Raw genomic sequence first — 12,278 nt, 5'->3', positions numbered from 1 at the left:
GGAGCAGGGCCTTAACAGCCCCTGCAATATTTTGGTTAGTGGCCCGCGATCGCTTTTTCACCTGAATCTACAGTTTGGTAAATCAGGGTGTTGATGGTCATGGGCCCGACGCCGCCAGGTACGGGCGTATAAGCTGCCACACGGTCGACCAGTGGGGCCAGCTCAATGTCGCCTACGCCACCAGGGTGGTAGCCTGCGTCAACCACTACAGCGCCGTCTTTGATCCACTCGGCTTTAATAAATTCGGGACGGCCTACAGCGCCAACAACAATGTCCGCTTGCTGAATGTGTGCGGCTAAATCCTTGGTGCGGGAGTGGCAGATAGTAACCGTAGCGTTAGCGCCCAATAGCATCATCGCCATTGGCTTGCCGAGAATAGGACTGCGACCTACTACCACGGCGTGTTTGCCGGCCATTTCAATCTCGTAGGCTTCGAGTAAGCGCATAATCCCTTTTGGTGTGGCGCAGCCATAGGCATCCTCTCCCATGCTCATACGGCCAAACCCGAGGCACGTTACACCATCAACGTCTTTTTCCAGTGCAATCGCATCGAAGCATGCGCGCTCGTCAATCTGTTCTGGCACCGGGTGTTGTAGCAAAATGCCATGCACATTCGGGTTGTTATTGAGTTCGTCGATTTTCGCCAGCAGTTGTTCTGTGGTGGTTGCGCTTGGCATCTCTACCTTGACCGATTCCATGCCGATGCGTGCACAGGCGTTGCCCTTCATCTTCACATAGGTGGCAGAGGCCGGGTCGTCGCCCACTAATATGGTTGCGAGGATGGGCGTTTGACCGCTACTGCCGGCCTTTAGCGCATCAACGCGGGCGGAAAGTTCCTGTTCGGTTTTAGCGGCAAGAGCCTTGCCATCAAGTACAAGTGCAGACATGTAGAGCGTATACCTTTTAGTCAGTACAAATTCGGAGAGAATTAATTAAGTCGGCATTTTCCCACAGCTTCGGTCAAGTAGCCAAGCAACAAACCTATACAACTTAATCGAGGGACTTCTCATTCTATACTAAAGGCGTCCAATAGGCTGTAGCTTGCCACTTTGGGGGCGCACGTGGCTGTTTTTAGCTCCCATACAGCGACGCCTGTTAACCGTATAGAGCGCTGGTTCTGTTTGGCAGCGCGATGACAATTTTTAATTTTCGATCAGGCTGGCGGTATTCGCATCGATAGTGCTGGTGCCGCTGTGCTTCTATCAATAAATAGACCTGCGCTGAAGGTAGGGGGATGAGAAGTAAATGAGAGATGCCGCGCAATAAAATGGATGGAAACTCAGATTGAGGGCATAGTGGGTTCTAAGAGGTTATGGCTTTGCTTTTGCGTGGGGTGTCTGGGTAATTCAGAAGAAAAGTGGGGTGGCTGACGGGGATCGAACCCGCGACCACTGGAATCACAATCCAGGGCTCTACCAACTGAGCTACAGCCACCATTGAGAGGTCTTGTCCCGCCTCGGGGACTTTGGCGAACTTTAAAGCATTCGCCTGATATCCTGGCGACGCGCCGCTACACCTGGAAGGGCTAAAATGGCGCGCCCGGCAGGACTCGAACCTGCGACCATCCGCTTAGAAGGCGGATGCTCTATCCAGCTGAGCTACGGGCGCATGGCTGGAAACTAAAAATGGTCGGAGTGGAGGGATTCGAACCCCCGACATTCTGCTCCCAAAGCAGACGCGCTACCAGGCTGCGCTACACTCCGACGCGTCTTGAAGCGCGGTGACCACGTTTCAAGAGGTGCGCATGATACCCATGACCATCTTCTTCGTCAACGAAAAATGAGTACGGATTTAAATAATTTGCAGCCTTTGCTTGCGCGGCCGTCAAATTGTGTTGGCAGTGTTCAAATTGGCCACTTGATGCGCTGTTTTGCTATGTCACGCTTGTGTCTGCACGGGGGGATGGTCAGAATAGCGCCTTATTCAATTGGAGGCACTATGCACAACACAGATCTTGGCTTAGCCATGAAACAGGGGATGCGTCGTCTGGCGTCTGGGGTGAGCGTACTATCCACTCGCGTCGACAGTGATGAGCGCTTTGCGATGACTGTATCCTCCGTCACCTCTGTTTCCGATGATCCGCCATCGTTGCTGGTATGCATTAATAAGCAGGTTTCCTTACAGGGGCATCTCGAAAGTTTAGGTTGTACGTTTGCGGTAAATGTCTTGTTTCGGGATCAACACCAGGTATCCAATGTTTGTGCAGGGTTTGAGCCCGTGCAGGATCGCTTTAGTGTGGGGAGCTGGCTGGAGGGGCCTGACGGAATTCCCTATTTGACAGACTCTGAGGCTGTTTTCTTTTGTAAATCAGACAAGGTAGTCAGTTATGGCACGCATCATATTGTTATTGCACAAATTGACGACGTCCTGGTTAGCGAGCGCCACACGGATCCTTTGATATATCACAATGGCGGTTACGCCCATATCGCAAAAGCGTAACCCCAATCGCGTAAACGTCGACTGTTTTGCAGTAAAGGTAGGGGCAGTAATCCAATACGCAACGTTTTTTTAGAAGTGAAATAGTGATTCAAGCCTTATTCCAAACATGACGTTTCTGTGTCAGTTTTATGCTTGAAGTGTGAAAGTTTTGTGTCTACGGCGAGTATAGGGTTAAGGGTCACTAACTTTTTATGCACATCAGCGTAAAGTGATTGCGGTTGAACTCTATATTGTTGGATAAATCGCCTTAAAACACTGGGAAAGAGCTGTAAGTTACTGAATTAAAAGGAAATAAAGATTAAGGTTAAATATTGTTCAATTTGACCTTTAGCTAGGTTTTACGCGGCTCAGACTACTTTTCCCAAAAATAATCCACTAAGTTATCCACAGAAAGTGTGGAAAAACATACGTAATATTAGGTTGTGCAAAAAAGTTACAAATTGATTAACCGAGTAACACTAGCGTTGAAAGTTTAATCAACTGTGAATTCGGAAATAAAAGCTTAGTATTTAAATGTCATTCTTTTATAAATGGTAGAAAAGTGCGACACCGTGCTTCGACAATGGGAAGGTAAAGGTTTAATGACGAATAAGTTAAAAGTGGCCGTATTGGGTGGTGGCAGTTTTGGGACGGCAATCGCCAATATTGTGGCGTTAAACGGCCACCACACATATTTGTGGATGCGAGATACTGAAAACGCCGAGAAGTGCCAGCGCGAGCATGAGAACACCCGATATTTACCCGGGTTTAAATTGGCGCCAAGTTTACAGATTACATCCGACCTAGAGCAGGCAATAAATGCCACGGATTTGGTTCTGGTGTCCATCCCAAGTCACTCGTTTCGGGAGGTGTGTCGACAGATCAAGCCCTACTTGAAGGCCGATGCCATTGTTGTCAGTACCGCCAAAGGTATTGAGCCGGGAACGTTCAATCTTATGAGTGACATACTTGAGGAGGAGTTAGCGGGGCAGGCAATCGGCGTTATCTCCGGGCCCAATTTTGCCAAGGAGATTGTTGCCGGCCAACATACTGCAACGGTGGTTGCCAGTGAAGATGAGTATGTCGTGAGCACCGTTCAGAGTACACTGAGCTCCGCAACCTTTCGTGTATACGCTAATCAAGACCGGGGCGGAGTCGAATTAGCCGGCGCACTGAAGAATATATACGCCATTATCTGCGGTATGGCTGCCGCCATTGGCGCAGGTAAAAATACTCAGGCTATGCTGCTGACGCGCTCTTTGGCGGAAATGGGGCGGTTTGCCGGGGTCATGGGTGGCAACCCAATGACCTTTTTAGGGTTGGCCGGCGTGGGAGATTTAATATTAACTTGCACATCGGACTTGAGCCGGAACTATAGGGTCGGGTACTCTTTGGGTAAGGGACAGCCCCTGGATGAGGTAGTGTCAGGGCTTGGCCAAGTGGCCGAAGGTGTGAACACGCTGCAACAAGTGAAAGAGAAAGCGGATGCCATGGGCGTTTATATGCCCTTGGTTTCGGGGTTGTACAGCGTGTTATTTGAGCGTCGGGCCATTGCAGATGTAGTGCGTGAACTGATGTTGGGTGAGCAAAGTAATGATGTGGAATATATAGGGAATAGTCATGGACAATGAAAAACTGAAATCCAACCTTCTGTCAGCTAATCACTGGATGCGTCTAGTATTTATGATCTTGTTTTCGGTCATTCTGTACGTGGCCGGTATCGTTATGTCGATTTTGGTGGTGGTGCAGTTTGTATTTGCATTGATCACCGGCAAAGACAATCCAAACCTCCGCCAGTTGGGGGATTCCTTGTCGCAGTTTATTTACGCGGCACTGCGTTTTCTGACATACAACACCGATGAAAAACCGTTTCCATTTGCCGATTGGCCACAGCCATCGCCCATTGAAGAAACGCCAGAGGAAGATAAACCAGAGGAAGAAAAGCCTGCGGCTGTCGTTGAGGACGTAAACTCGTCAGAAGCGGATTCCGATAAAGAAGCTGCTGACAAGTAGTAACGATGCATTTGTTTATTCTTCGCCACGGTAGGGCTGAGCCTTATCGTGGCGACGATGCCAGTCGTGAACTGGTTGCGTCTGGGCGCAAAGATGTACACTCGATTGTCCAGCGGCAAAAATCGTATCTTAACGATGTGGCTATATGGTCTAGCCCTTATGTGAGAGCTTTGCAAACGGCGGAAATAGCCGCGCATTGCCTGGGATTGCCCACTTCTCCCGATTGTATTACAGCCAACCTTACGCCTGATGCGAGCGTGCAAAAGTTGCTGCGAGAAATATATCAATCTGAATTGACGTCATTGCTTATTGTGAGTCATCAACCTTTAGTGGGCGACTTGCTGCAAGCTTTGTGCACACAAGCCCAGCCCTCGCCCATGAAAACGGCCTCAATGGCCGGTTTAACCTTGGAAATTGCTGCCGCAGACTTCGGCCAGCTTGACTGGCTGGTTCATCCGTAACACCTTGATAGTTACCTGTCGTTGCACGATGGGTAGAGCATCGTGGCGTCGCGCGCTACACTTTACGACAGTTTGAAATTACGGGAGTCGATATGACAGAAGTCAAGTCTCTGACATTGGAGGTGGATGGGCTTACATTCGCCGCACAGTGCTGGGGTGATCCAGAAGGTCTTCCGGTCTTGGCGCTGCATGGCTGGCTCGATAATAGCGCCAGCTTTGCGCTCTTGGCACCCATGCTGACCGGGCTCAATATTGTCGCGATCGACATGGCCGGCCACGGTCAAAGTTGTCACCGTCCTGGCAGCGCCCCTTACAATATATGGGAAGACGTTGCTGAAGTTATGGCTATCGTTGAACTGCTTGGTTGGAATCGCTTTTCCCTTTTGGGGCACTCGAGAGGTGCGATAATATCGGCCTTAGTCGCCGGGGCGTTCCCCGAGCGCATTCATCGTATGGCCTTGATTGATGGTATTTTTCCCGAACCCGTGGCGTCTGTCGACGCACCTCGACAATTGGCAAACTCTATAATCGAGAGCCGAAAATTAGCGAGCAAGCCTTTGCGCACCTTCCCGGATTTAGATTCTGCCGTAAGTGCCCGCAGCAAAGGAATGTTTCCTCTGAGTGACTGGGCAGCTAGAGCCTTAACTGAGCGTGGAGTGCGCGCCGTTGCGAACGGGTACCAGTGGAGTACTGATCAGCGTTTGCTGGCGCCTTCATCATTCAAGTTCACGCGCGGCCAAATCGACGCATTTGTCCGAGCCATTGAGGCGCCAGCGCTGGTGTTGCTGGCCAACGACGGTATGCCAAAATTATATCCAGGTTTTGCACAGGCCGTGGAGTCCTATCCCCACTTGTCGCTAGAATGTTTGCCCGGTGGCCATCACCTTCATATGGAAGGTCAAGTAGACGATGTTGCGAGATTAATAAATGACTTTTTTGCGTAAAGTTTGGGTGGTGTTTTTGTTGGTTGTGAGTGGCCCTGTCTGGGGGGTGACTAACATGCCTATTGCGCTGGCGGATTTTCCCGAGGCGAGATTGGTATTTTCCTCACAGGAGCCCGCTACCGATTATGTGTTGGCGCTGGGAAACTATAAAAAAGTAAGAGGGCTTTGGCGCGTGGACGAGCAGCGTCTAAGTGGCGAGTTATTTAAAAAAACGTATCAACTGCCTGACAACCATAGTGCACTCGATGGTTACCGGTTTGTCACGGAGCAACTGCGCAGTCATCCCGTGCGCGAATTGTATTCGTGCAGTGCGCGCGAGTGTGGTGACTCAAATAGCTGGGCAATAAATCACTTCGGAATTTTGCAACTGTATGGGTTAGACCAGTATCAGTACTACGGGGCGTTTGAGCTTACCTCGGCGCAACACGCGGGAATCTACGTCACTGTTTACAGTGTATTGCGTGGCAATAAGCGAGTGTACTTGCATGTCGAAATGCTGGTGAGTGACCAGTCCAATCGCTATCAGGCTGCGACGAATCCGACCACTATGGTGCGCCAGTTAAGACAGCAGGGCTATACGGTCTTCGCCGGTTTGCGTAAAGACGGCAGTGGCGAGGAGAAGACTTACGGGCTGGCGGTGAACCATGTGCAGGCGCTAGCGGCCGCACTGCGCAGCGAGCCGCACTTGAAGGTGGCGTTAGTTGGGCACAATTATCAGCGGATACCGCTTGATCAGCAAAAAGTAAAATCGTTGGCTTACGCTGTGCAACTGCAGGACGCTTTGGTGGAGTTGGGCATTCCTCGGGAGCGGATCATCGTTGAGGGTGTTGGGGGGCTGGCGCCGGCAGGGCGCGGCGATGATCAGGCGCGGCTCGATGTCGTGTTGCTGCCAGCACAAAGCGCGCCTTAGGGCTATGGGGCAATTATCGCAGCAGGGATAAAAACTCGTTGCGAGTCGCCTGATTACTTCGAAAGCTCCCCAGCATCGCGGACGTTTTCATGGATGAGTTTTGTTTTTCCACGCCCCTCATCATCATGCACATATGTTTTGCTTCAATAATGACGCCGACTCCGGAAGCCCCGGTGATTTGCTGTATTGACTCTGCAATTTGCAGAGTCAATTGCTCCTGAATCTGTAGGCGGCGTGCGAACATATCGACAATTCGGGCGACCTTGGAGAGCCCAACCACTTGACCGGTGGGAATGTAGGCAACGTGCGCTTTGCCAATGAATGGCAGCATGTGGTGCTCACACATGGAATAAAGCTCGATATCCTGAACCATGATCATTTCGCTCGACTCAGAGGGGAACAGCGCGCCGTTAACCACATCGTCCAGCGACTGTTCATAGCCCTTGGTCAGGAACTGAAAGGCCTTTGCTGCCCGCTTGGGCGTGTCGACCAGGCCGGGGCGGTTTAAATCTTCACCGATACCCTCGATGATTTTGGCAAAATACTCTTGCATGAACATGGATCCTGCTTGGGGCTTTGTCTTACCGGACGATTTGTCGCGCCCGGTAGTTTGATTCAGTATAGAAGTGCCGCAACCTTTTTGTAACGGGGCGGCAACATTACGCCAACTCCGCCAAGAGGTAAAGTAATTCGGCGAATTTGTCTGCTTTTATCACCAGATAAGCGTTACAATGCGCGCGTTACTTACGGGGATTTATATGGCTACTTACGCAAAAGCTGACCTTTTGGTTGACTTGATTAGTGTTCGCGATTTTATACGTTACGGTGCTAGCCAATTTAATGCAGCCAAGCTTTACTTCGGTCACGGTACCGACAATGCCTGGGATGAAGCGGTGCAAATCGTCTGCTGGGCGGTGCATCTGGCGGGGTTTAACAATCCCAATATTTTGGATGCCCGGCTAACAACAGCTGAGAAACAACAGGTGTTGGAGGCTATAGACTTACGCATTCGCGAGCGCATACCCGCGGCTTACATTACCGGTACGGCTATATTTTGTGGGCTGGAGTTCTTTGTGGACTCAAGAGTCTTGGTGCCGCGCTCCCCGATTGCTGAATTGATTGAGCAGCATTTTGCTCCCTGGTTGCCGGTAGAGCCCGAGTATATTCTTGATTTGTGCACGGGTAGCGGATGCATTGGAATTGCCTCGGCTTTGGCTTTCCCCAATTCGCAGGTTGTATTGAGTGATATTAGCAAAGATGCGCTTGCCGTGGCCGAGCGCAATATAGACAAATTTGATCTCCGTGAGCAGGTGTCTCTGTGTCAATCTGATCTATTTGCTAATCTTGAGGGGCAATGTTTTGATCTGATTGTCTCTAATCCGCCTTACGTTGATCTGGATGACTTGTCCGAAATGCCCGCCGAATATCAAGCAGAGCCGGAAATTGGTTTGGGTTCCGGCTCCGATGGTCTCGATTTTACCCGACGTCTACTGCTAGAAGCCGCTCAGTATTTAAACGATGGCGGCGTGTTAGTGGTCGAGGTTGGCAACAGTGCCGGTGCCCTGGTGAGTGCCTTTCCCGAGGTGCCTTTTACCTGGATAGAGTTTGAACGCGGTGGTCACGGTGTGTTTGTTTTGACCCGGGAGCAGTTGCCGGGGTGAGGATTTGGTCAATAGTGCGTATAATCGCAGCCCTTTAAAGAATCAGGATTAAGGCGCAACCTATGTCTGGCAACAGTTTTGGCAAGCTCTTCACGGTAACTTCCTTTGGCGAGAGCCACGGTTTGGCCCTCGGCTGTATTGTCGATGGTTGTCCTCCGGGACTCGAGCTGTCAGAAGCTGATTTACAGGAAGACTTAGACCGCCGCCGCCCGGGCCAATCGCGTTACACGACACAGCGCCGCGAAGCCGATCAGGTTAAAATTCTCTCCGGTGTATTTGAGGGTAAAACCACAGGTACGCCCATCGGACTGGTCATTGAAAATACCGATCAACGCTCGAAAGATTACTCCAACATTAAAGACCAGTTTCGTCCAGCCCACGCCGATTACACCTATATGCAAAAGTATGGTGTCCGTGACTACCGCGGGGGGGGGCGCTCGTCTGCTCGTGAAACCGCTATGCGCGTCGCGGCGGGCGCAATTGCGAAAAAATACCTCAAAGATTTTTATGGGGTGAACGTTCGGGGATATTTGTCTCAATTGGGGCCGATTAAAGCCGAATCAGTGGACTGGAACCAGATTTCTGAAAACCCCTTTTTCTGTCCCGATGCCAGTAAAGTGGCTGAGATGGAAGAGTATATGCATGCGCTCAGTAAAGAAGGCAACTCGGTAGGGGCTAAAATCACGGTAGTGGCGCAAAATGTTGCCCCAGGTCTGGGGGAACCCATATTCGACCGTCTGGATGCTGAAATTGCCCACGCGCTTATGAGTATTAATGCGGTTAAAGGTGTCGAAATCGGCGCGGGCTTCGACTGTGTCGCGCAAAAAGGCACTGAACATCGCGATGAGATTTTGCCCGAAGGCTTTGCGTCCAATCAGGCCGGTGGCATATTAGGCGGCATTTCTACCGGTCAGGATATAGTGGCACATATTGCCCTCAAGCCTACCTCCAGTTTACGTATACCGGGGCGCAGTGTTGACGTGGAGGGTAATCAGGTTGAGGTCGTGACTAAGGGCCGACACGATCCCTGCGTTGGTATCCGCGCTACGCCAATAGCAGAGGCTATGTTAGCGATAGTGCTGCTAGATCATACCCTGCGCCAGCGCGGCCAAAATGGTGGCGTCAAGCATTCCATTGCCGTCATACCGAAAGGGCAAGGGTAAACGCCTGGGCGGTTATGCAAGATCTTAGGGTCGCCCTGTTGCAAAACACCCTTGTCGGTAACCAACCCGAAGCTAATTTGGCGTCCTTTACGGAGCTGTTGCCGGGCGCGGGTGAGGTGGATCTAGTTGTTTTACCCGAGGTTTTCACCACAGGTTTTCATCCCCAGGCGCGTCTAAAGGCCGATGTGAGTGGCGCTCTCGCGCGAGATTGGTGCATACAAAAAGCGCAGGAACTAGATTGCGTCGTGACCGGTTCGGTGGTGATGCAAACCGCCGAACCAGCCCATGTTAACCGTATGCTCTGGGCCCGCCCCGACGGTAGCTTAGGCCACTATGATAAACGCCATCTTTTCCGCATGGCCGGGGAGCATAAGCGCTATCAAAGTGGTCGGCTCCGGGTTGTAGAGTCTGTTGGCGATTGGCGGGTTCTTCTGCAAGTCTGTTACGACTTGCGTTTCCCCGTTTTTAGTCGCTGTCGCAACGATTACCACGCTATAGTCTATGTCGCCAACTGGCCATCGGCGCGTCATGAACATTGGCGAACCCTACTTAAAGCGCGTGCCATTGAAAATCTCTGCTACGTCATAGGGGTGAACCGTGTCGGTGTCGATGCCTATAGCCAGCCATACGCTGGCGGCAGTGTTGTGTTTGGGCCGGACGGGGCGTGTCTGCTGGACGCCGAGGATAAGATCGGGCGATACGTTTGTACTTTATCAGCCAATAAGTTGTCGGCTTACCGAGAAAGCTTTCCCGCTTTTCTCGATGCCGACGAATTTTCCCTAATGACGGAGTAGAGGTAGGAAGATGGTTAGAGCGGCTCTTTTAGCGGCATTGGCATTTGGGACACTCGCTGCCAGCGCTTCGGAAACACCCCTGCAAGTGTTTATGGCGGGCGACTCTACTATGTCGATTAAACTGGAAAAAGATTATCCGGAGACCGGCTGGGGTGTGCCATTTAGTATTTTTTTTGACGAGCAGGTGAGTGTCCATAATTTTGCCAAGAATGGACGCAGTACCCGTACCTTTAGGGAAGAGGGGCTGTGGCAGCAAATAATGGATGGGGTAAAGTCCGATGACTTTGTGTTTATCCAGTTTGGTCACAATGATCAGTCTGAGCATAAAAAAGACCGTTATACGCCACCCGAAGCATATAAGTACAACCTCCGGCGATTTATCTCCGAGGCGCGGTCAAGAGGCGCCCGCCCCATACTCATGACACCCGTTACCCGCCGCTATTTCACCACAAAAGGCGTTATTGAGCCGACGCACCGCGGCTATGATGACCTTGTGAGAGAAGTCGCGCAGGCTGAACAGGTGCCTTTTATCGATATGGAGAAAGTCACCCGACACTATTTTACGGCGATGGGCGATGAAGCCTCTAAATTGCGGTTTATGCATATCGCACCCGATTTGCACCCCAATTATCCGATTGGCGTAACCGATGATACCCACTTTAATCATCTTGGCGCCCGTGAAGTCGCGCAATTGGTTCTGCGTGAGCTGAAAGCGATGCAGCATCCTTTGGCCCAGCGTTTGCGCACCCCTGACCCAAAGCATTTGCAGCGATAAATAATAGCGGTAACAAAGTCTTACAAATGAAAGCGGTTAAAAAGTGGATTTTGGGGGCGGGTACTTTTTATAGTAACGCTATCTGTTTCTACAAGGTTCACTCATAGTGCGCAAAGTTTTCTTTTATATCTTCCTCCTTATTGTTGCGGGCCCGGTAGCCGCCGGGTCGGACGACGCATGTAGACCGGAAGTGGAAGATTGCGTGCCCGTCGGCCAGTGGCAATTCTCTGTTGGCGTGGGTCTTGGGGGGCGCACCAACCCGTTGCTCGAAGGCGATGATATTCCGATCGTGCTGTTGCCAGAGATCAGTTACTACGGGGAGCGCTTTTTTTTCGACACCACCTCTCTTGGATATACCTTATACGAGGATAAGCGTCACCTACTGAATGCCGTTGCCACTGTCGGCTTGGACAGCATGTACTTTAGTGACATCAGTTTGGGCAATTTTGTTATTGAGGGTACCGGAGGAGGCTTTAATGTCGGTGGGCTGGTTGCGGCGGATTCGATGGACGGCAATACGGGTGAAAACATTGAGTTGACCCCGCCAAAAGACGAGACCAAGACCCCTAATACCGATGATATAGATGGCCCCAATGAGTTTTTTCACAAAGTAGAGTCGTCCGCTGAAGAGGGCTCCGGTGGCGCCGTTACGATCAACCTGGAGCAAATCGCTGACCGGAAAATGGCGGGACTTGCAGGTTTGGAGTACAGCTTCCTCTACGGTGCCACTCAGATTAGTGTGCAAGCATTGCAAGATTTTACCGGTGTGCATAAGGGCCAGGAAATTCGTTTTGGCTTAGATCGTTACTGGCTGCACGGTCGCAACCAATATTCTTTAGCGGGGGGCTTTGTCTGGCAGTCGGCGAGAGTCGTGGATTATTACTATGGGTTAGGGGAGCGCGACCTGAAGGAGGTAGAAGGTGCTGACGCTCTTTATTACAGCGCCGATGACGCGGTTACCCCTTATCTGCGAGCCGACTGGGTTCGACCGCTTACGCCAAACTGGACGTTCCAATTGACTGTCCACCAGAAGTGGTTGGGGCGCGCGATTAAGGACAGCCCTCTGGTTGATGAAGGCACTTCGACCACCGTTTTTGTTGGAGGGGTCTATCATTTTTAAGCAAGGTGTCAGGATGGCG

At 51.2% G+C, this 12,278-nt stretch carries 13 protein-coding genes and 3 tRNA genes; 11 read left to right on the top strand and 5 right to left on the bottom strand.

All coding sequences use genetic code 11. The annotated features are described in order from the left end of the window. Positions 1 to 35: 35 nt before the first annotated feature. The 4 genes from folD to QWI17_RS11510 form a co-directional block, all read right to left on the bottom strand. Complete coding sequence (gene folD, locus QWI17_RS11525) at positions 36 to 887, bottom strand: bifunctional methylenetetrahydrofolate dehydrogenase/methenyltetrahydrofolate cyclohydrolase FolD (RefSeq protein ID WP_302722654.1); 852 nt, start codon at positions 885 to 887, stop codon at positions 36 to 38. A gap of 471 nt (positions 888 to 1,358) precedes the next feature. Next, positions 1,359 to 1,434 (bottom strand) — tRNA-His (locus tag QWI17_RS11520). 97 nt (positions 1,435 to 1,531) lie between these two features. Next, positions 1,532 to 1,608 (bottom strand) — tRNA-Arg (locus QWI17_RS11515). 18 nt (positions 1,609 to 1,626) lie between these two features. After that, positions 1,627 to 1,703, bottom strand: a tRNA-Pro gene (locus QWI17_RS11510). A 235-nt stretch (positions 1,704 to 1,938) separates the two neighbouring features. Here QWI17_RS11510 and QWI17_RS11505 point away from each other — a divergent pair. The 6 genes from QWI17_RS11505 to QWI17_RS11480 all read left to right on the top strand — a co-directional run bounded on the left by QWI17_RS11505 (position 1,939) and on the right by QWI17_RS11480 (position 6,746). Further along, positions 1,939 to 2,439, top strand: a complete 501-nt coding sequence (locus tag QWI17_RS11505) for a flavin reductase family protein (RefSeq protein ID WP_302722653.1) — start codon at positions 1,939 to 1,941, stop codon at positions 2,437 to 2,439. 581 nt (positions 2,440 to 3,020) lie between these two features. Next, on the top strand, positions 3,021 to 4,049 hold the full coding sequence (locus tag QWI17_RS11500) for an NAD(P)H-dependent glycerol-3-phosphate dehydrogenase (RefSeq protein WP_302722652.1): 1,029 nt from the start codon (positions 3,021 to 3,023) through the stop codon (positions 4,047 to 4,049). Continuing rightward, positions 4,039 to 4,431 (top strand): DUF4389 domain-containing protein, encoded by a 393-nt coding sequence (locus tag QWI17_RS11495; RefSeq protein ID WP_302722651.1) that lies wholly within the window; start codon positions 4,039 to 4,041, stop codon positions 4,429 to 4,431. The genes QWI17_RS11500 and QWI17_RS11495 overlap by 11 nt, the downstream gene beginning before the upstream one ends. 5 nt (positions 4,432 to 4,436) lie before the next feature. After that, positions 4,437 to 4,892 (top strand): phosphohistidine phosphatase SixA, encoded by a 456-nt coding sequence (gene sixA / locus QWI17_RS11490; protein ID WP_302722650.1) that lies wholly within the window; start codon positions 4,437 to 4,439, stop codon positions 4,890 to 4,892. A 92-nt stretch (positions 4,893 to 4,984) separates the two neighbouring features. Continuing rightward, complete coding sequence (locus tag QWI17_RS11485) at positions 4,985 to 5,836, top strand: alpha/beta fold hydrolase (RefSeq protein ID WP_302722649.1); 852 nt, start codon at positions 4,985 to 4,987, stop codon at positions 5,834 to 5,836. Then, positions 5,820 to 6,746 carry a DUF4892 domain-containing protein gene (locus tag QWI17_RS11480; protein WP_302722648.1) on the top strand — a complete coding sequence of 309 codons (927 nt, stop codon included), beginning with the start codon at positions 5,820 to 5,822 and terminating at the stop codon, positions 6,744 to 6,746. The genes QWI17_RS11485 and QWI17_RS11480 overlap by 17 nt, the downstream gene beginning before the upstream one ends. A 13-nt stretch (positions 6,747 to 6,759) precedes the next feature. Here the strand turns inward: QWI17_RS11480 and folE are convergent, their stop codons facing one another. Beyond that, entirely contained in the window at positions 6,760 to 7,299 is a 540-nt protein-coding gene (gene folE / locus QWI17_RS11475) for a GTP cyclohydrolase I FolE (RefSeq protein WP_302722647.1), read from the bottom strand. A 205-nt stretch (positions 7,300 to 7,504) separates the two neighbouring features. Between folE and prmB the strand changes: the two genes are divergently transcribed. From prmB to QWI17_RS11450, 5 genes are all read left to right on the top strand, one after another. Beyond that, positions 7,505 to 8,407 carry a 50S ribosomal protein L3 N(5)-glutamine methyltransferase gene (gene prmB / locus QWI17_RS11470; RefSeq protein WP_302722646.1) on the top strand — a complete coding sequence of 301 codons (903 nt, stop codon included), beginning with the start codon at positions 7,505 to 7,507 and terminating at the stop codon, positions 8,405 to 8,407. Between the two features lie 62 nt (positions 8,408 to 8,469). Next, positions 8,470 to 9,570 carry a chorismate synthase gene (gene aroC, locus QWI17_RS11465; RefSeq protein WP_302722645.1) on the top strand — a complete coding sequence of 367 codons (1,101 nt, stop codon included), beginning with the start codon at positions 8,470 to 8,472 and terminating at the stop codon, positions 9,568 to 9,570. Between the two features lie 14 nt (positions 9,571 to 9,584). Continuing rightward, complete coding sequence (locus QWI17_RS11460) at positions 9,585 to 10,364, top strand: amidohydrolase (protein WP_302722644.1); 780 nt, start codon at positions 9,585 to 9,587, stop codon at positions 10,362 to 10,364. Positions 10,365 to 10,374: 10 nt separating this feature from the next. Then, positions 10,375 to 11,139 carry a rhamnogalacturonan acetylesterase gene (locus QWI17_RS11455; protein ID WP_302722643.1) on the top strand — a complete coding sequence of 255 codons (765 nt, stop codon included), beginning with the start codon at positions 10,375 to 10,377 and terminating at the stop codon, positions 11,137 to 11,139. A 106-nt stretch (positions 11,140 to 11,245) separates the two neighbouring features. Further along, complete coding sequence (locus QWI17_RS11450) at positions 11,246 to 12,259, top strand: MipA/OmpV family protein (RefSeq protein ID WP_302722642.1); 1,014 nt, start codon at positions 11,246 to 11,248, stop codon at positions 12,257 to 12,259. Positions 12,260 to 12,278 lie beyond the last annotated feature (19 nt).

This window comes from Gilvimarinus gilvus, from assembly GCF_030518155.1.
Classification (GTDB): Bacteria; Pseudomonadota; Gammaproteobacteria; order Pseudomonadales; family Cellvibrionaceae; genus Gilvimarinus; species Gilvimarinus gilvus.
The sequence above is the reverse complement of the archived record's forward strand: the minus strand, read 5'-3'. Positions and strand labels throughout refer to the sequence as shown.